This is a genomic window from Bacteroidota bacterium, assembly GCA_018266755.1.
Classification (GTDB): Bacteria; Bacteroidota; Ignavibacteria; order Palsa-1295; family Palsa-1295; genus JAFDZW01.
Window position 1 is genome coordinate 561475 of record JAFDZW010000001.1, and the last position, 21184, is coordinate 582658.

Here is a 21184-nt window from a genome sequence, read left to right on the forward strand (position 1 = left end):
ACAATGAAGTGTATACTGTGCGCGCTAATCGTCTGTGTCGTGTCGGTTTCGATCGGCCACACTCAGGGGCTCACGTCTGAAGGGAGAGACTTCTATCTGGGGTATGTCGAGCCGTCGTTCGTTCGACAGACGTTCGCGAATACTACGAATGCCTACTACGGCGTGTACGCGCTCGTGAGTAGCTACGATGATGCCCAAGTCACGGTTTCGTATTTCGATCAGAACGGAAGCGAGCATGTGAGCGGGACGTATCAGATCGCAAAACGACGCTCGGTGCAGATCCCGCTTGATCTGAGCAAGATGCGCATGAGCCTGCCGGGTGAGGTGGCGGAGTATAAAGCGTGCCATCTTTCGGCGAACCGACCGATAGCCGTGACGTATTTCAGCACCGGCGCGTGTGCCGGAGGCAGTTACCTGGCGGCAACGACTGCCGCGTTGGGGAAAACGTATGTCATACAAAGCTATCGTGACAACTCAGACGGGATCGGTGGCGTCATGACCCACGAACCGTCAGCCGGATACTTTATGGTCGTCGGCGCATTCGATGGGACTCATGTGCAGATCATTCCAAGCAGCACAACCGCCGGCGGCCATGCAGGTGTAAACTGTGGCAACGGAGCCAGCGGTACGCCGCGACCGTTCACGGTATCACTTTCGCGCTGTCAATGCTACCTTGTCCGAGGTGCTCTCGATGGGTCGGATTGCGATCTGTCGAACTCGGTTGTCATCGCGGATAAGCCGGTCGCCGTGCTTGCCGGGCACGAAAATGTATTCACCGATGGCTCCGACCCGAATCCGGGCGGAAAGCACCTGCTCGACGCTCGCGATTTTATGATCGAGGAGATGCTGCCGGTCGAGTACTGGGATACGATGGGCTATATCTCGATTCCCTTCATCGATTCACAAGCTCCGTTCAATGCCGGTGAAGGTGACGAGTATCGGTTCTTTACGGGTGTAATAAAAGAGTTGGGTAGTGGCGGACCTGGTGGTTCGAATGTCACCATAAACAATCATATCCGCGACTACAATGGTATAGGTGAATACCAGATCCCTCCGCCGCAGGTGATCAACTGGATGTCGCCAATCGATTGCTATTCGACAAACGGTACAAAGATAGGCGTGGCGATGTACGATCAGCGGATGCATGGTGGAGGCGCACCGTATCCGGCACCGAGCCAGTTGACGATCATTCCGAAATCGCGGTGGAAATCGTCGTACTTGTTCTATGTGCCGAACAACCCGTTCGAGGTGTTGCAAGGATATTATGTGAACCTGATCTGCAACAGGTCGGACTTTAGCAATCGAAAGCTGTTGTTGAGCATTAACGGGGGCAAACTTACGCCCTTGCCGGCTGGGTTAGCCACAAAGAAGATATATTCGGTGATACCTGAATTCCCGGAGTTAGTCGGTTATACGTTCGCTATCGGACCAGGATCGTACTACATTACTGCCGATACCGGAGCTGTCCAACCCTTTATGGCCTATGCCTACGGTAACCGGGCAGTGGATAGCGATAACAACCTCGGGGATATGGACAGCGACGATTTCTTTTTTAGTTATGCCAGTCCGTCCGGTTTCTCAATGCACGGCGATTCGAACGAACGGCTGAGTGTCACGGTCGATTCGCTCTGTGCGAGATGGCATCTCTGTATTCATGACAGTCGCAGCAAGAATCCGGGCATCAAGGCGATCGAGATCGTGGATGATATCAACGGGAATCGGATCAAGCCCGGCTATCAATATCACAATGTGCGGTTCGACGCATCGGTTGATCCGAACGGCACCCGCGAGATCGCACTGACGGGCAACGATTCCGTGTACTGCCTCGATGTATGGATATCGAACCCTTTCGATTCGGCGTACGCACCAATCTACATCGTCGATAACGAGGGCAACGGGCGGCTGATCGAATTACATTACAAGAAGCCGAACATCACTATTGGGGTTGTACCGAATTATCCGAATCAGCGCGACAGTATCGTCTTCCCACCGACTCGCTCCGGGGAGAGTTCGTGCGCAACAATGTCGTATGTCAACTCAGGGAAGCCGGGCGAACCCAACATCGAAGTGGATAATGTAACCCTGTTACATAGTGACGGTAATTATTCGATCACGAGTATAAAACCTGCACTCCCTGTCATGCTCGCGCCGGGAGATACACTTGCAGTTACCGTGTGCTACCATCCACAGAATATTTCAACTCGCACCGATTCATTTCCTTTATATGTTGACTCGTTGGTGGTATCCACACCGTGTCTGCGTGCCCCTATTACGTTGGTAGGTCCGCTGGCTCTGCCGCTGATCCATGCGACAGACAAAGATTTCGGGAGGGTGGTGATCGGCAGCTCCAAGTGTGATTCTGTGACAGTGCGTAATATCGGGAATGTTCCGTTCACACTTACCGATACGGTGATACTACAGAGCGTCTTCCACAATAACAACGACTTCACGTGGGACGCATCGTCGAGATTAAACAAAAACCGGTTGCCGGTCGTCCTGCAGCCTGGACAGTTCGTACGCGTCAGCTTCTGCTTCACTCCGAGCGTGAAAGGATACGACTCCACCGCAGTTGATTGGAAAACCGATGTGCAAGGTGGACTGAAGGATTCAGTAAAGGCGTGGAGTGGCCTCAGAGGCACGGGGATCGCACCCGGATTACTTTGGGATCCTGACAGCAGCATCCGAATGGAAGACTCTTCGATAACACCCATCAGCGACCGAGTTAGAGTTCTATTGATACAGACAGGGACTTCGAAAGTACACTTGCGGCAAACACTGCTTGAGGGGCAGGATGCTGCGGAATTCCAACTTGGCGCAAACAAGCTGAACTACTATCCTCTGGCGGATCTGGATATTCAGGTTGGAGATACCATTTGGGTCGACGTTGATTGGCAAGCTGATCTGACGATTCCGTATCCGAACAAATTTCGAGACCGAATAGCGTTGCTGGTGGCGACGTTCGACCAGTCCGGTGGAGGGGTAGACAGCACGGTGATAGTGCTTGTCCGGAAATTCGTAAGTACAGGTCAAGGGGTTCCGACCCATGTTGCTGAACAATCTGCGGCGCAGGTGCAGGCATTTGTCGTAGATGGGAGGCTCGTAGTTCGCATCCCCACAGATTTCCATGACGCCCGGCTCGAACTGTTCGATCTGCTCGGCAGAAGGATCTGGCGTGCCGAAGCCGAAGATTTGCCGGTGTCTGCCAGCGGCTACTCCGTCTGTTCGGTACCAACGCTGCCATCGGGGATGTATTCGCTTCGCGCAGTTGGTATTGACGGGAAAACGGCTGTTGGAAAAATTCTCATAGAAAAATGAGAAATACTGTGTCACGTGTCGGATATTCAGGTGTCCTTTAGGGGACAATAACAAGCCGGCGGCACGCTGCCGACTTGCATTTAAGTAATGTCAGTGTAACAAACGGGGTAGTAGACGGTTGTTCCTCCAGGAGTAGCTTCTACTATCCCCCTCGGTTCGACTATGAAACGCATACTCATTCTTGTTCTTGCGATCGTACTTGGTTCTTCGGTGAGATCGTGGTCTCAGGGTCTCAATGCAGACGGCAAAGATTTCTATCTCGGCTTGCTCTATCCCTCGTTCAATGCACAGTCGATAAACTTCTTCGGACGAAACGTCCAGGGATTCTTCGGCGTGTACGCACTGATCTCGAGCTATGAGGACAACGTCATCACCCTCGGCTATTTCGACGACAACGGTAACGAGATCAACCAGCAGACCTACAATGTGGCGAAACACCGCTCAGTGCAGGTCCCGCTCGACATTGCGCACATGCGCATGACCGAGCCGGGCGAGATCGCCGAATACAAGTCCTGCCACATCATGGCGAAGAAGCCGGTCAACGTACAGTTTTTCAGCACTGGCTCGTGCTCCGGCGGAAGTTATCTTGCGCTATCGACAGGGATGCTCGGGAAAACGTACGTCGTCGAGAGCTATCATGATAACGAAGGCGGTGTCGGCGGTGCTCTCTCGAACGAAGATGCCTCCGGCTACTTCATGGTCATCGCAGCGTTTGATAGTACCACTGTTGTAATCACCCCGAGTTCGACCACGAAAAAGAAGCATGCCGGTGTGAACTGCGGAAGCGGTGCGACGGGTGTTCCTCAGCCGTTCACAATAAATCTCCATCGTGGGCAGTGTTACATGGTCAAGGGCGCAGCCGACGGTTCGGGATGCGACATCTCGAACTCGACCGTTATTGCCGATAAGCCGGTAGCAGTCATCGCCGGGCATGAGAATGCATTTACCGACGGTTCCGACCCGCAACCGGGCGGTGCGCGCACGCTCGAAGCGCGTGACTATATGGTCGAGCAGATGATCCCGGTTGAATACTGGGATTCGGTGGGCTACGTATCGATTCCTTTTGTCGATTCACAGGCTCCGTTCAATGCCGGTGAAGGTGACGAGTATCAGGTTTTTACCGGTGTAATCAAAGAGTTGGGTGGTAGCGGGCCTGCAGGTTCAGATATTAAGATGAATGATGGAGGCCGTTTCTACAAAGGCATCGCGGAATATCAGGTGCCCCCACCGCAGTTGCTCAACTGGACGTCGCCGGTCGATTTTAGTTCGACCAACGGTACGAAGATAGGCGTAGCAATGTACGATCAACGTATGCAAGGCGGCGGTGCGCCGTATCCGGCTCCGAGCCAGACGACGATCATTCCGAAATCGAGATGGAAGAAGTCGTTTTTATGGAACGTCCCGAACAACACGTTCGAAATTATGCAAGGCTACTATATCAATCTGATTTGTAATCGTAGCGATTACGATAACAATAAGATACTTATCGGGGTCAACGGGGGCAAGCTGGCGCCACTTCCGAATGGATTGGCTGTCAAAAGGAAATATGCCACTATCCCGGATTATCCAGATCTTGTCGGCTATAGTATTGCGCTCAGTCCGGGCGCATATTATGCTACTGCCGATACGGGTAACACACACCCGTTCATGATCTATAACTATGGCTTCCGCGCGATCGACCCCGACCGCGACCTCGGTGACTTCTGCGGTGACGACCATTTCTTCGCGTACTCGTTGCCCGTAGGCTTCGATCTGCCGGGCAAACAGATTCCGATGGGCGCGACGGTCGACACCGGTTGTGCTACTTGGCACGTATGCGTCCATACGTCGCACGGCATTCGGCAGGTGTCGTTGCTGCGTGACACAATCGGTACGTTCACTACGAGCGGTGGGATATCGTATAATACGGAGTTTGATCCGACAATCGACGTGAACGGGACAGGCGAACTGAACCTCAGCGGCAACGATACGACGTACTGCTTCGATGTTCAGGCAATCCAACCGCTCGATAGCGCGAGGGCGGTCGTCTACGTACTTAACTCAGAGGGCAACTGGTACTCGCTCGACCTTCGATCCACGGGGACACGCTTGACGCTCGACATCCCACAAAGCTGGCAGGGGCCGACCGGCGGAATCGTGTTCCCGCAGGTGCTTGTCCCACACGACACATGCGTGACTGTTCGTCTGTATAATAATGCATCCAAAGGCTCGGCGGGCGAGACGGTCAGTGATGTTCGATTGGCGACGACCTCATCCGCTATCAGACTGACGAACGTCAGTCCCGCACCTCCGCTCGTACTGAGTCCCGGCGATTCACTCACTGCGACGATCTGCTTCACGGCGCTCGATACGATGCCGGCGTACAACGAACTCCGCATCACCACATCGTGCCCGCTCTCGAAGATCCCGATCACTGCGCAGGGGAGTATGCCTCGGATCGCTGCGACCGATCTCCGAAATCTTGTCAGCAAGATCGGAGACCGTAAATGCACGACGGTCGTGGTTCGAAACGTCGGTAATGTTGCGATCACACTTCGCTCCGCCGTCTCGACGCAGGGAAGCCGCTTCCATTTGGATACTGCCGGACTCCCGCGCCTGCCGTACTATCTGCGTCCGCACGACAGTGTAGCGTTCGGTGTCTGCTTCCGTCCCGATAGCATCGGCACATTCAACGACACAATCGAGTGGCTTACTGACGTCGCACCGCCGCTGACCGATTCCATCAAACGTTTCTCCTACTTGCAAGGCAAAGGCGTGCGGCCGGTGCTCACATGGTCGGGGGATGAGATTTTCATTTTTGCCGATTCGCTCACGAATTCACCTGTTGGCATCCGTCGTGCGATATTGTCGAACCAATCGACCACCGCCGCGGTCGTGACGAGAGTCGGGTTCATCGGCGGCGACCAGAGCGAGTTTGCGATCGTCGGCAATCAGCTTGGCTATTCGCCGCTCTGGAATTTCGGCATGGGGCCGAACTCCAGCATTTGGGTCGATCTTGGTTGGAGTCCTGACGTGACTAAGCCGTACCCCGATCGGTACGCTCAACGCCTGACCCGAGCATACGCATCGTATTGGCTCAACGACACCGAGACTATCGCCGATACTGCGTTCATGAAGGTCTTCGGGACGTTCGACGTACGTTATGCCGATGTCATTCCCACGCCTCCGGCGAAACCCGGGCGGCTGTCGGTACAGGCTTCTGCCGGTTCGCTCTTTGTCCGCGTACCGCAGGAGCTTGCAGGTTCGAACGATATCGAGCTGTGCGATCTGCTCGGTCACGTTGTCGCACGCTGGCCTGGGGTGATGTTGGCGCAGGACGAAATGGCAAAATTTGTGTTACCCAACCTTGCGACAGGTGTGTATATTGTCCGCAGTACACACAACGATCTGATCAGGAGCGAAAAGCTTCTGATCAGTCGATAGACGAGACAACCGAACTCTCGAATAACATCATCTCAAGCCTGACATCGATGAAGAAATATGTGATCAGTCTGTTGCTGCTGCTTACAGCAGCGATGCCGTCGTACTCGCAATCGAGCGACGGACGGGATTTTTATCTCGGTTTACTCACGCCGTCGATCAATCGACAGACCATCAACTTCTTGGGGCGCAATATCACTGGGTTCTATGGCGTCTATGCGTTGATCACGTCCTACGATGCAAGCGTTGTAACCGTGGGCTATTTTGATGATAACGGAAACGAGATCAACAAACAGACATATAATGTGCTCGCTCGGCGTAGTGTGCAGGTGCCGCTCGATGTTGCTCATATGAGACCGGACTCGACGACTGGTGGGATCGCATATACGACCTGTCATATTACTTCAAATAGGAATATTTCCGTTACCTTCTTCAGTACGGGTGCGTGTTCCGGTGGGTCGTATCTCGCGCTGCCGACGCCCGTGCTTGGCACCCGATATACGGTGCTTACGTACCACGACAATCCAAATGGCTACGCGAACGGCACGCTCAGCAACGAAAATGGTCGGAGCGTTGCACAGGTGATCGCGGCGTATGATAATACGACGGTAACCATTACACCGTCGACAACGACGGCTGACGGGCACATCGGATTTCTCACCGGCGCACAAAGCAACCGGCTCGATCCGCATCCGTATAAGATTACACTCAACCGAGGACAAGCATACACGTTCTATTCAACGGGAACGGATGCGTCGTTCGACCTCAGCGGTACATCCATCGTTGCGAACAAATCAATCGCAGTGATCGCTGGTAACGAGAATGGTTTTGTCGATGGCGGCAATCCGGACCCAGGGCAGGGCAAAGCCCTCGACGGACGCGACTTTATGATTGAGCAGATGCTCCCAAGCAGCGCGCTCGACACTGCCGGATATTATTCGATACCATTCTATCGGCCCGTGACTCAGACGACACAGTTCGCAGGCGACTCGTATGTCGTCACTGCGGCGACCGACACGCTCGGCGCAGTCGTCGTTGGTACGGGCGGTTCGGTTGCCGCGATGGGCGCCGGGCCATACAGCGTGCATCAGGATTCGAACGTGACCGGACCCGTCGAATACCATTCGACCAACGGACAGAAGTTCGGGGTCATTGCTGCGGAGCATCGGTATCAGGGATCGACATCGCCATTCTCGTCTCCATCGATCATGACACTGGTGCCGCGCTCCAGATGGAAGTCGTCCTATCTTTGGTACGTCCCGAACAATACGTTCGAGATCATGCAAGGATATTACGTGAATGTGATATGCCGAGCGGTGGACTTCGACAACGATTCGTTGTTCGTTGCAACAAACGCCGGGAAGTTGGTTTCCGTACGAAGCAGCGGACTTGCAGTGAAATCGCGCTATAACGCTATCCCGAACGCACCGGATCTCATCGGGCTGACACTCTCCGTCGGCCCCGGTTCATACTATATGACCACGACAGGATCGATGCCGTTCATGGTCTATCAATACGGTTTTCGTGCTATCGATCCCGATCGCGATCTCGGGGATATGGATGGTGACGATTTCTTCTTCAGCTACGCAGCGCCCGTCGGCTGTGCAATCAGTGATAGCTCGGCGAACATGAGCGTCACTGTTGACACAAGCTGTGCAACATGGCATGTCTGTGTTCGAGACCATTCCGGCCTTTCTTCGGGAATAAAATCGATACAAATACTTGATGACGCTGCCGGAGATTTCGTTCGACCAGGGAGAAAGTACTACAACGTCCAGTTCGATCCTTCGGTCGATCCTTACGTCACGCGCGAGATCGATCTGCCTGGCACCGACTCGGTCTATTGCTTTGACGTCCTCGTGAGCAATCCGTTGGATTCTGCGTATGGGCCGATCTACATTCTCGACAACAATGGCAACAGCGTTATCGTGGACCTGCACTACCGTACGATCAAGATGGCAGTCATGGGGTCGCAAGGGCTAACGTATAGGGCTGACTCGATGGTGTTCCAGCCAACTGCGATCGGATCTTCGAATTGTGTCACGATTCAGTACGTGAACAACGGAAAACCGGGTGATCCGCCGCTGCAAATAACCGACATCTCTCTTAAACGTAACGACCCGGCCTACTACATCGACAATACGACGCCGAAGCTCCCGGTGAGTCTGGCAAGTGGCGATACGTTAACGGTTGATCTCTGCTTCCGTCCGCGAGATACGAAGATCGATGAGTACAATCCCCCTGTCCATCTGGACTCGCTCGTGCTTACCACACCATGCTTTAAGGCACCCATCACGCTCGTCGGGCCCGTGGGCGTGCCGTTGCTCTACGCGACCGACAAAGACTTCGGTTTGGTTGTGGTCGGTAATTCAAAGTGCGATACCGTAACGGTAAGCAATATAGGTAATATACCAATCACCGTGACCGATACGATCATCAACGCGAGCCTGTTCGGCAATAAGGATTTCTCGTGGGACGGCTCGTCGAAGTACAATAAGAACCGCTTACCCGTAATCTTACAGCCCGGTCAGTACGTGCGGGTATCGTTCTGCTTCACTCCGAGCGTCGTCGGCCACGATTCCGCGTCTGTCATCTGGCAAACGGATGTAACGGGTTCGATGCGCGACTCGATCAAACGCTGGAGCGCACTCAAAGGCACCGGCATCATTCCAGGCGTCAAGTGGGACCGCAAGACGCAAGTGGACTATGTTGATACACTCGCAGCCTCCCCGCAATCCTATCGTCGAGTGAATCTGCTGGGCGGTGCTACTGCACCGACCCATGTCCAGCGGGTGTTCTTTGACGAAGCCGACTCATCTGAATTCCACATCGTTGCAAATAAATACTACTATCAGCCGCTTGAAGGCTTCGTTATGAATGTTGGCGATACCTTGTGGGTGGACTATATCTGGGCACCGGATCTCACAAAAGGTACCTACCCCAGACACGCACAGTTACGCGCAACATTTGACTACCCAGGTGGCCGGCTCGACAGCACGGTCATCGACATCACCGGCTCGTTCGATAGCAAAGACCGCGACGGTGTTGCTATGAGTAGTTCGGCCGACGGCAGGTTCACAGCGTATTTCATTGGTAACGCACTCGTGATACACAGTGGAACAGCCAGCCCGAGCATCACTCAGATTGTGATCTATGATGTGCTGGGTCGCGAAGTCCAGCACACGGCGGCGGAGGCAATTGCAAAAGGCGATCACGAGATCGTGTGGCCCCTACCGCAGCTCGCAAGCGGCACGTACTTCGTCAAGCTCGTTGCCGACGGCCGGATGTATTCGTTACCAATAAACAAGCTGCGCTGAAGATGACAACGGGGGTGCTGCACCAGTTACAATGGAGGTCTGTCGTCCGCTCGGCGAAGCTCGTTCGCTGAGCGGGGCTTGGGTGTGGGGAGGCGATGCCTTATATTTGTAGTCTCACGAACCCATTCAGTTATGACGTTTCGCTCCGTTTGTGCCATCGCTATCGTTGCTGCACCGCTTGTGTTTGCCGCGTGCAGTTCGAGCTCTACATCGTCGGACCCATCGAATTCTACCCCCGTCCCGACCGGGATCATCGACCTGAATGTATCCGACTCGTCGGATTACGTTACGACGGTCGATCTCGATACCAAGAAAGTGACGAACCCATTCTTCGGCTATGCACCCGATCGTACCCACGACGGGAAATTGGTGTACCGCGACAATTCGGGCGATCTGATCGAAGGAAACCCCGATGGTACGGGGCGCAGGTTGATCGTCAAGCAGAATCTTGACGTCCCGTTCGAGGATCATCACGACGATTACTTCGGCAATCCGCGCGCATCTGCCGACGGCAAGTATGTTGCGTACGAGGGCATCGGAGGCAATCTCTATGTTGTCGATCGCTTGAACGGTAATGTCATTGCATCGTGGGAGTATTCGGGATCGAATCCTGCCGGGTATCGCTGTCCGTCATGGTCAAGCACGGGCCGGCTGATCGTTCAGGGCGACGTGTCGCTCAATCCCGGCCTCTACGAGTTGAACATTACTACGAAGACGGCGACACCGATCGGAAGCGGGCTTAACAAGCCGCAGTATCCGAACGTCTCGGGCGACGGTCATATCGCATTTGTCATGAACGGGTACGTGTATACGATGCTTCTCGACGGTTCGTCGAGTTCGCTCAAGCAACTCACCGATTCGAGCATTACGTGGATCAATACGGCGCGTTTCCCGACCTGGTCGCCGGATAGCAAGTTCGTTGCGGTGTATGCGAATAACAGTACCGTGAAGTTGGTCCCGTTCGTCAGCGGCGCGTCGATCGTCGATATCCGGACGTTCATTACCGACCCGAACGTGCAGATCGACAATACATCGACGCACATCAGTTGGCGCTGATCGATCAGCGGAGTTAAACTTCAGGCGCAAGTCGGGCTCTAAGCGATATGATCAAAACCACCCTTGTCTTGGGAGCGCTGTTGGTTGCCATGACGCTGCGGGCGCAGCCGACGAACGAGAATCTGCCGGGCGGTATCCTCTTCGATGCTGAGCCCTCGCTTGCCGTAAATCCGACCGATCCGAACAACATCATCGTTGCTTGGATGTCGGAAGTGTTGACCGATCTGCAGATTGGCATTCGTACGTCCATGACGACCGATGGCGGCCGCACCTGGAGCCAAAGCACTGTGCTTCCGCACATGGGGCAGAAGTGGCACTCCGCCGACGTCTCGATCGTCTTCTCGACACATGGTATTGCATACCTAAGCTATATCGACTACCGTCAAGCGCCCGATAGCGGCGGGGTGATGGTGACGCACTCGACCGATGGCGGGGCGACGTGGTCATTGCCGGACCAGGCGTTCGACGTGACGGAAGTAGCAGGGAAGTCGGCGATCGATCGGCCCTGGATTGCCATCGATAACTCCGGCACGGCAAGCGATGGATGGCTCTATATCACCACGAAACCGGCACCGTGGATCCTACCGTCAAAGAGCTCTCCGAACGAACCCTACTTCAAACGCTCGACCGATCACGGAAAGACGTGGAGTGCAGTTGCCCCGCTCGATGGCGCCCCATATCCCACCGGTTATTTGATCGCTGCACCCATGGCCACACCGAACGTAACAGCCTCGGGAGCTTTCGTTGCAGTGTATCCCAGTTACGAACTACTGCAACCGGCGCGCCACATTATCGCGCGTTCTTACGATGGAGGGATGAATTTCGAGCGATCGGTCGTCGCAGAGAAAAAGACCGCGAATATTCAGAGCGATACGCTCTCGAAACTCGGCTATTGCCTACTCGCGAATCCGTATGACAGCAACCGGTTGGCACTCATTTTGCCGAACGACTCGCTCGGCGATTGGGATGCATTTGCCATTGGTTCGAACGATGGCGGCCGAACCTGGAGCCATCCGATGCGCATCAATGACGATGTGATCGGGAATGGCGTAGTGCAGGATCTCGTCTGGGGCGCATACGCAGCAAACGGCGATCTCGTCGCTGCATGGCGTGACCGACGCAATGCAAGTGGTACCGGCTACCGTCAGGCCGCCGACATATACTTTGCGGTGTCGAAGGATAACGGAATAAGCTTCGGGAAGAACATACGTCTCTCAAGCACGACCGCCGACTATGCGAGCGTGCTCGATGGCAATGGAAACGACTTTCTTTCGTGCGCGGTCTGTCGCGATTCGATCTGCACGGCATGGGGCGATACACGAACGGGCAAGTTGAAAGTATATTTTGCGAAAGCCGCTCTCGCCGATGGGATTGCGTCGGTCTCAGAGATTGGCACCGACGAACCGGAACTGGTTATTACACCCTCGGTCGTACGGACGTCGTTCGATTGTGTGTTGTCGTTTGGTTGTGTCAACGAACCTCGGGTATCCATCACGGATATTGCAGGTCATGTGTTTGACATCGTGGCTACCGATAGAACCGAGAACAAACTGCATATCGAACTGCCCTCGGGGATTGCGTCGGGAACATATATCCTTACGGCTGCATGCGGATCCTCCCGGACTGCCGGAAAGCTCGTCGTCGTTCGATAATTCGTACCGGCGGTCGCGTTCTCCATATCCAATTCTTCATTCTCAAATCATCTCGTCACGACGTGTCGTAAATTTGTGTTTTCCGCTTTTGAACGCAGTGTTCCGGCTGGCCGTCTTTGCTTCGGGGAAAGGATCGAATCTTCGGGAGATTGACCATGCGATTACGTCGGGTCGGTTAACCGGCATCGAGATCGTCCTTGTGCTGTCGAACAATTCGACTGCCGACGCGCTGGAATACGCTCGCTCGCGCGGGATCGATGCCGTTCACTGCTCTGTCGTTACGGCCGGTTCCGAAGTTGCACACGAAACGCAGATGCTTGCGGCCCTACGAGCCCACTCGGTTGACATCATCGCGTTGGCAGGATACATGAAGCAGATTCCGCCAGCCGTCGTGATGGCATACGAGGGGCGGATGATCAATGTCCATCCGGCGTTGCTGCCGGACTTCGGGGGGCAGGGAATGTACGGCATGCACGTCCATCGGGCTGTTGTCGAAGCGCGGCGTAAGACCACCGGTGCGACCGTGCATTATGTCAGCGATGAGTACGACTCGGGCACGATCATTGCACAAGCCGAATGCCCGGTTGAGGAAAGCGATACGCCGGAGACCGTCGCGCGCAAGGTCTTGCAGGTCGAGCATGAGTTATACCCGCGCGCATTGCAGATCGTCGTGGACCGATTACGCCAAGCATCAGAATGACACATCCGATCAAGATCAAGACCGCCGTACTATCCGTCTCCGACAAGACGGGCCTCAAAGAACTTGCGACCGAACTGACGCATCATGGCGTCGAACTTTACTCGACCGGCGGTACCGAACGGTTCCTGCGCGATCATGGCTTCGCTGTGAAAAGCATTTCGGACCTGACGAATTTTCCGGAGATGATGGACGGCCGTGTCAAAACACTGCATCCGGGTGTGCATGGAGGCTTGTTGTTCCGCCGCGACGATCCGGTGCATGTCGTGCAGGCGAGCGAACACCGCATCGTTCCGATCGATCTGCTCGTCGTCAATCTTTATCCCTTTGAAGCGACAGTCGCAAACCCGAAGTCCACGCACGATGAGATCGTGGAGAACATCGACATCGGCGGTCCGGCAATGTTGCGAAGCGCAGGAAAAAATTACGAGTTTGTGACACTGCTGACCTCTCCCTCGCAATATCCGGCATTCATCGAAGAGCTGACGAAACACGAAGGGAAAACCACCGGCGAATTACGATTGACGTTGGCCGCCGAGGGCTTCGAACATGTGGCCCGCTACGATCGCGCCATTTCGGATTATTTCCTCGGCTTTACCGGCGCGAAACTGCGCTATGGCGAGAATCCGCACCAGAACGCCATCGTCAGCGGCGCCGCATTGCATGAATTATACCATCAGTTGTGGGGCAAAGAACTCTCGTTCAATAACTATGTCGATGCGTCGGCATCGCTGGAGTTGATCGGCGAATTCCTGGATTCCGACAAGGCGGTCGTTGGTATCATCAAGCACACAAATCCCTGTGGCATGGCCGAGGGGAAGGACGTGCTCGATGCATTCGAGCGAGCGTTCAGCACGGATACCGAAAGCCCGTACGGCGGCATCATCGTCATGAACCGTCCGTGCTCGAAGGAATTGGCGCAGCGTGTGAACGAGTTCTTTTCCGAGGTCATCCTGGCCCCAAGTTTCGAACCGGAGGCTCTCGACCTGCTGAAGAAGAAGAAAGACCGCCGCCTGTTGCGGTTCGACTCGGCGACGCTTGCCGAGACGCTGAAAACCGAAAAACAAGCCCGTTCAATCGTCGGCGGGACACTGACCCAGGACCGTGACACGCCGCTCTTTGCCGTCAGCGACCTCAGCTCGGTCACCGACCGGCGCGCCAACACCCAAGAACTGGAGGCAATGGTGTTTGCGTGGAAAATTTGTAAGCACGTAAAAAGCAATGCGATTGTTTATGCGCGTACCGAATCAGGGTATGCACGGACGATCGGGATCGGCGGCGGCCAGACGTCGCGCGTCGCCTCGAGTCGTATTGCCGTATCGAATGCCCGCCGATTCGGCCATGACCTCGCCGGTTCGGTCGTTGCCTCGGATGCGTTCTTCCCGTTCGCGGACGGACTCCTCGAAGCTGCCGATGCCGGTGCCGTTGCCGTCATCCAGCCGGGCGGATCGATTCGCGACGAAGAGGTGATCACCGCCGCAAAGGAACGCGGGGTCTCGCTCGTTCTCACGGGCATGAGACATTTCAAGCACTGACATATCGGAGCCGCACGGCCGGCGCCGACATACGAATCGTTCTTCTCTAGAGTGAGCATGCTCAATCTTTTCAGCGCAGATATTGCGATCGATCTCGGGACTGCCAACACCCTCATTTACATGAAGGGCAAAGGCATCGTCCTTAACGAACCGTCGATCGTCGCCTACGATACGACAACCAAGAAGATCATTGCTGTTGGCCGCGAGGCACAGGCAATGCTTGGCCGTACGCATCGCGACATCCAGACGATCCGGCCCATGAAGGACGGCGTGATCGCCGACTTTGAGATTGCCGAAGGCATGCTGCGTTCGCTCATCAAGAAGTGTCACCCGTCATGGCTGCCGTCACGCCGCATCATTGTGAGCGTGCCGAGCGGCATCACGGAAGTAGAAAAACGCGCCGTGCGTGACAGTGCCGAACACGCCGGTGCGAAGGAAGTGCATCTTATCTATGAGCCGATGGCTGCCGCCATCGGTATCGGTCTCGACGTCGATGCAGCCGTTGGGAATATCATTATCGACATCGGCGGTGGTACGACGGAGATCGCCGTTATCGCACTCTCCGGTATCGTAAACCAAGAGTCGCTCCGCACGGCAGGCGACGAGCTTACCGAGGCCATCGTCCTGTTCTTTAAGAAGAACTACAATATGCTCATCGGCGAGCGCACGGCAGAATTGATCAAGTGTCAGGTCGGCAGCGCAATGCCGCTCGAAGAAGAGCTGATGGTCGAGGTGAAAGGCCGCGATCTGGTCGCGGGTATTCCCAAGACGATCGAGGTATCGAGTGTCGAAGTCCGAGATGCGCTTGCCGAGCCGGTCAATCAAATCGTCGAGGCGGTCAAACGCAGCCTCGAACGAACCCCGCCGGAGCTGTCGGCAGATATTCTCGACCGAGGAATGATGCTCTCGGGCGGTGGCGCACTCTTGAAGGGGCTCGACGAACGTCTCCGACTCGAGACGAACCTCCCGGTGCACGTCGCCGACGATCCGCTCACCGCCGTTGTTCGTGGCGCCGGTCGTGTGATGGAGGACATCCCGAAGTTCATGAAAGTACTCCTCAAGAGTAAGCGTTACTAAGCCCCGCATGGCGAGATCCGAGTGGCCCACGCATCTGCGTACGTTCGGACCTCGCGTCCACGAGCGCCCATCGTCTCGCCGCTGCTCTCGGCCTGAACGCAAACGCAGTGCCGCCGAATGAGACGCCTCTTTAACCTGATCGTTCTCTTCAAAGAGTACGTCGTGCTTGCGGCGCTTATCCTTGTATCGTTTCTGTTGATGGCGTTCTCTCGTTCGAGCGAGATCCAACCGCTTCGTGCCGCGACGACCGTGATCGTCGGCTCGCTGCAATCGACCGGAGCGTGGATTCCGAATCCGTTTGCCATCTCGCGCGAGAATGCCGAACTTCGCGACCGCAACATCCTGATGACTTCCGAACTCGCAGCATTGCGCCGCGCAAAAGGGGAGAACGACGAACTGCGGAAATTACTTGGGCTGAAACTCCCGTCGGGATGGAAATCGGTTGCCGCCGACATCGAAGGGAAGACCACGATTAACGAGCGCAATATGCTGACGCTCTCGGTCGGCGAATCGAGCGGCGTCGAAAAGGGGATGCCTGTGATCACCGATGCCGGTCTTGTCGGACGCATCTATGCGACGAGCGGCGGCTTCTCGATGGCAGAAGGATTGTATAATACGAATCTGCGTATTGCGGTGAAGATGGCTCGTACCCGTGTCGATGGCATCCTCAGTTGGGAAGGCGGAGAGGAACTGGTCGTCAGAAGTATTCCGAAGGCGTTGGATGTGCAAGTAGGCGACGAAGTCGTGACGAGTGTCTATTCGACCTTGTTTCCGTCTGACATTCCTGTCGGGACTGTCGTTCGGATCGTCCCCGAACCGAACTCGCTTTTCCGCAAGGTGTATATCGAGCCCGCAGCCCATCCGCTCAAGATCGAGCATTGTTTTGTAGTCATTAAGGATGGCGCCGGCGATAAAGAGCGCGACGCGTTGCAACAACGTGTTACCGAAGAGCTCAACAAACCTGTCAAGAAACCCACCAAGTAACCGCCATGCCATACTTGATCGAAGCAGCGGTCGCGGTACTTGCAGTGGTGTTGCAAGTAATCTTGAGCAATACGCTCTCGGTGCTCGGTGCCGTGCCCGATCTGGCCCTCGTGTATTTGATGTGGGTGGTGATCCGCCGAGGGCAACTACCTGCCGAGCTCATCGGGTTTGGCCTCGGACTCCTGGTCGATATTCTTTCGAGTGGTGCGCTTGGGTCGCATTCGCTCACGTATACCATCGTCGGATTTCTGCTCGGATATTTTTCGGACGCCGATCAGATCGAGCAGCGGTTGCGCAACTGGCCGTTTCTGTTGTTCGTCGCAGCCGGAACCTTGCTCAACGGTCTGATCTATTATCTGCTATTCAAGCTCACCGCAGGTGTAAGCCTCGAAGACTATTTCACCGGTCAGATCGGTCTTGCGACGGTGTACACGACGATCGTTGCGATCGGCCCGATGTTCTACGCGTCGCGCCGCCCGCTTTACTAAACGGATTCTCTACTCTGTCTTCATTGTTATAGTGCATGCGCAACACGTCATGCGCACTCACAATCACATGGACATGGCAAAACTTATCTTGCTCCGTCACGGAGAATCGCAATGGAATCTGGAGAATCGCTTCACGGGTTGGATCGACATCGGTCTGACGGAGAAAGGGCGTCGCGATGCCTATGAAGCAGGAAAACTTCTGAAAGATATTCCGATCGATTGTGCCTTTACGTCGGTGCTTGTCCGAGCGATCGATACCACCACCGAAGCCTTGCGCGGGGCGGATCAGGAACTGGTGCCCGTGGTGAAAGACGCGGCGCTCAACGAACGCATGTATGGCGATTTGCAGGGCAAGAACAAAGCTGAATGCGCGAAGGAGTTCGGTGACGCACAAGTGAAGATCTGGCGCCGCAGCTACGATATCCCACCTCCGAACGGCGAGAGCCTCAAAGATACTGCTGCACGGACACTTCCGTATTTCGAGCAGAATATCTTACCACTTGTCAAAGAGGGAAAGAATGTACTCGTCTCAGCACACGGTAATTCGCTTCGCGCGATCGTGATGGTACTCGACAGTCTGACGAAGGAGCAGGTGATCGAGCTGAATATTCCAAACTCGGAGCCGATTATTTACGAGGTGGATGCTACAGGAATGGTACTCTCGAAGCAGGTTCTCATTCCGGTGGCCTAACGGCACGCTCCTTGCTCAAATCCACCTAAGAGAGAAGGAGCCTCTAACCGCGACGCATTCAGTTCAGCGGGCGATTAGCAGCCATTCTTGTACATGTTTCGGATATCCAGCAGGATAGTAATATCGAAAGTCAATATCACCAACACCGGGCGAAAGTAGTCTCGTACTGATCGTATCGGTATGTGTAACCGCTGACGAATTTCTATCCAATTGTTCTTTCAGACATGCGTACTCGATACAGGTGAAGGTCCCTGCAGGCGTCGTTATTTGTTTTGCGGTGCTGACGGTTTTGATGAATGCTGCCGTGAATGGCCCCGAAGTGTCGATTGGGAAGTTTTCGACGAGTCCAAAGGTATCGCCAACAGTGGTTGGATACTTACATAACAGCGAAGGTGACGGATCGTAACGAGGCCATTGCCATAGACCGTCGGTACGCATGAGCATCCAGTTCGTGTCGTATAGGAACTCCTGATTGGAGTGAACCAGCGGCATCCAGCCCGGTCGAAGAGCGGATGAGGCCGTTAGCACAGTTATGGTATCGAGTCGCACTCGGAGCACCTGTCCCAGTGAATCAAAATCCGTGATCGAGTACACCCAATGTTCGCCGGGCTGCAGTGGGAAGAATGTCGTTGTGGACGTCGAAGGCATCGAACTGTTCGAGCAGCCGAAGAACGCCAGTAGCGAAAACATGACTATCGGGATAAGGATGCGCATAGATAGACCCTAAGGATACGATGAATGTACAGATGGAAAACAAAAGGGGACGCAAGTGTTCCGCCCGCCTTGATGTTGGATTGTTAGGGCTGAAGCGTATATGTGGTGGTATCCAACCCGGTGCTCGAATCCGATATGTAGACGCCTTTGATGATGGAATAGCCTGGTGCGATGTAGATCGTTCGAAGCTGTCCGTAATGTCCTCCGGCCATGAGATACTGGTAGATGTTGCAGGTATAAGTAGTACTGCCGACGGTGAGGACCGTCGTCCCGATCATCGTACATTTATTCAGATATTGGTCCGGTCCGGTGTAGGTCGAGTCGAGCTTCCAGGATTCGTTGATTGTCGCCGGAGACTTGAAGAGATGGTACTGCCCCTCGCCAGCGCTCCACCGAACCCATGTGCCGTCCTCCCGGTCTGACATCTGAGGAAAAAAATCGGGAATACTGTTCGATGGATTGGATTGTATCACCGTGTCCCAGAGGTCGCTACTGAGCGAATCCGGATAGGCAAGTACCGTGATTTGGTTTATCTGAGAGAACATGCGTCCCGAAAACGGATCCCGTGCTTCGATCCGATAGGTCCAGTGATTTCCGGGCGTGAGATTGATCAGATGTTGTCGGCCGGTGCCGCTCTCCTGCGGGTTGGAACAACCCAAGTAGAGCAGTGAAAAGAAGAGGACTGCATACAGACCGTAACGCATCTTAATAGTTAGATAGAGTTAAACTACTGGAAGAATGCAAAACGGGGTGACAAAGTTGCCGCCCCGTTCTTAGAAAACCGTTGTCATGGCGCTCTATCGCTTCCAGCTTTCGCCGAATCGGCCGGCAAAATTGCTGGACGAAGCATAGATACGCTTCGTTGCGGCGATCGAGTTGATGCGCTCTTCGACGATATGGTTTGCCGCTTCGATGGAAGTGATTCCCAATTCGTTCGACCGTTGGAGAATCTTCTTCATCGTGTTATAAATATTCTCCGCCTGCTTGAGCGCACGCGATTGCGAGTAGCCCTCGAGTTCGCTGGCGACATTGATCAAGCCGCCGGCATTGATCACGTAATCCGGTGCGTACAGGATGTCGCGCTTTGCAAGCTCTTTCGAATGCTTATCTTCGTCGGCGAGCTGATTGTTCGCCGGACCGGCAATGATCGAGCACTTGAGCTTCGGGATCGTCTCGTCGTTGATGCCTGCTCCGAGCGCCGCCGGAGTGAAGATATCGCAGGCGACGTCGAAGATTTCGCCCGGGGCGACGACAGTCGCACCCGTTGCGGCAGCGACTTCCTGCGCTTTGTCGGCGTAGATGTCGGTGATAAAGATCTTCGCACCCGCGTCGTGCAAATGTTTGGCAAGTGTCGAGGCAACATGCCCGGCACCCTGAATGGCAACCGTCTTGCCCTCGAGCGAATCGCTGCCGAAGCGGACGTTTGCGCAGGCTTTGATGCCGCAGAACGTACCGTATGCCGTCACCGGCGACGGATCGCCCGAACCGCCAAGCTCGAACGGAATGCCGGTCACGTACTTCGTCTCGTGGAAGATGTGCACCATCTCGTTGACCGACGTGCCGACATCCTCTGCCGTGATATAGCGTCCGCCGAGGCCTTCGATGAACCGACCGAATGCACGGAAGAGCGCCTCGCTCTTTTGCGTACGCGGATCGCCGATGATGACGGCCTTACCGCCGCCGAGATTCAAACCGGCTGCGGCTGCTTTGTAGGTCATGCCTCGCGAAAGTCGGAGCACGTCGCGTAAGGCATCGTAATCGCTGGCGTACGTCCACATGCGGGCACCGCCCAAGGCAGGGCCGAGTGTCGTATTGTGGACACCGATGATCGCGCGAAGTCCCGATGCCTTATCCGAGCAGAAGACAACCTGCTCGTGGTCGAACTGGCGAAAAAGATCGAACAACTCAGGGCGCTCCATGGACGATTCCGGTGAAAGCTGTGCGGTGTGAGAGCCGTTGACAGCTGTGGAAGTCTTCTTGGGGGCTGCAACTACGGACATTATGGTTTTTCCGTTTAGTAGTGGTGAATTCTGCCTAACGATTGCCGTTCGGGGAGCGGTCACCGCGAAGCACATTTAAAACGAATGCAACAGTGCTTCGGTTCGGACGGAAGGAATTCCGGTAGAGCCTCCGTTTGCTCGGTTTATCAAGACGTCATTCTGAGCGAAGCGAAGAATCCCTTGGTGAAACGCAGTGAGGCTCCGCCGTAGGGATTCTTCGCTTCGCTCAGAATGACGA

The 21184-nt window shown here is 54.9% G+C and carries 13 protein-coding genes; 10 read left to right on the forward strand and 3 right to left on the reverse strand.

Translation table 11 applies throughout. The features are described 5' to 3' along the window. Positions 1-3: 3 nt before the first annotated feature. The 10 genes from JSS75_02185 (at position 4) to JSS75_02230 (ending at position 18232) form a co-directional block, all read left to right on the forward strand. Positions 4-3315, forward strand: a complete 3312-nt coding sequence (locus tag JSS75_02185; protein MBS1902498.1) for an IgGFc-binding protein — start codon at positions 4-6, stop codon at positions 3313-3315. Between the two features lie 162 nt (positions 3316-3477). Next, positions 3478-6738 carry an IgGFc-binding protein gene (locus JSS75_02190; GenBank protein MBS1902499.1) on the forward strand — a complete coding sequence of 1087 codons (3261 nt, stop codon included), beginning with the start codon at positions 3478-3480 and terminating at the stop codon, positions 6736-6738. A 47-nt stretch (positions 6739-6785) separates the two neighbouring features. Further along, on the forward strand, positions 6786-10052 hold the full coding sequence (locus JSS75_02195; protein MBS1902500.1) for a T9SS type A sorting domain-containing protein: 3267 nt from the start codon (positions 6786-6788) through the stop codon (positions 10050-10052). 132 nt (positions 10053-10184) lie between these two features. Then, complete coding sequence (locus tag JSS75_02200; protein ID MBS1902501.1) at positions 10185-11108, forward strand: hypothetical protein; 924 nt, start codon at positions 10185-10187, stop codon at positions 11106-11108. 1509 nt (positions 11109-12617) lie between these two features. Then, the gene (purN, locus tag JSS75_02205) at positions 12618-13460 is read left to right on the forward strand and encodes a phosphoribosylglycinamide formyltransferase (protein ID MBS1902502.1); all 843 of its coding nucleotides are present in this window, start codon (positions 12618-12620) and stop codon (positions 13458-13460) included. Continuing rightward, positions 13457-14992, forward strand: coding sequence for a bifunctional phosphoribosylaminoimidazolecarboxamide formyltransferase/IMP cyclohydrolase (gene purH, locus JSS75_02210; protein ID MBS1902503.1), 1536 nt, complete (start codon positions 13457-13459; stop codon positions 14990-14992). The genes purN and purH overlap by 4 nt, the downstream gene beginning before the upstream one ends. Positions 14993-15049: 57 nt before the next feature. Beyond that, the gene (locus tag JSS75_02215; protein MBS1902504.1) at positions 15050-16069 is read left to right on the forward strand and encodes a rod shape-determining protein; all 1020 of its coding nucleotides are present in this window, start codon (positions 15050-15052) and stop codon (positions 16067-16069) included. A 117-nt stretch (positions 16070-16186) separates the two neighbouring features. After that, positions 16187-17053 carry a rod shape-determining protein MreC gene (locus tag JSS75_02220; GenBank protein MBS1902505.1) on the forward strand — a complete coding sequence of 289 codons (867 nt, stop codon included), beginning with the start codon at positions 16187-16189 and terminating at the stop codon, positions 17051-17053. Positions 17054-17058: 5 nt separating this feature from the next. Then, complete coding sequence (gene mreD / locus JSS75_02225; GenBank protein MBS1902506.1) at positions 17059-17541, forward strand: rod shape-determining protein MreD; 483 nt, start codon at positions 17059-17061, stop codon at positions 17539-17541. A 73-nt stretch (positions 17542-17614) separates the two neighbouring features. Next, on the forward strand, positions 17615-18232 hold the full coding sequence (locus tag JSS75_02230) for a 2,3-bisphosphoglycerate-dependent phosphoglycerate mutase (protein ID MBS1902507.1): 618 nt from the start codon (positions 17615-17617) through the stop codon (positions 18230-18232). 63 nt (positions 18233-18295) lie between these two features. Here the strand turns inward: JSS75_02230 and JSS75_02235 are convergent, their stop codons facing one another. From JSS75_02235 to JSS75_02245, 3 genes are all read right to left on the reverse strand, one after another. Next, complete coding sequence (locus JSS75_02235; GenBank protein ID MBS1902508.1) at positions 18296-18922, reverse strand: hypothetical protein; 627 nt, start codon at positions 18920-18922, stop codon at positions 18296-18298. A 107-nt stretch (positions 18923-19029) separates the two neighbouring features. Further along, the gene (locus tag JSS75_02240) at positions 19030-19650 is read right to left on the reverse strand and encodes a hypothetical protein (protein ID MBS1902509.1); all 621 of its coding nucleotides are present in this window, start codon (positions 19648-19650) and stop codon (positions 19030-19032) included. Positions 19651-19743: 93 nt separating this feature from the next. Next, positions 19744-20865: a Glu/Leu/Phe/Val dehydrogenase gene (locus JSS75_02245; GenBank protein MBS1902510.1), complete on the reverse strand. Its 1122-nt coding sequence runs from the start codon at positions 20863-20865 to the stop codon at positions 19744-19746. Positions 20866-21184 lie beyond the last annotated feature (319 nt).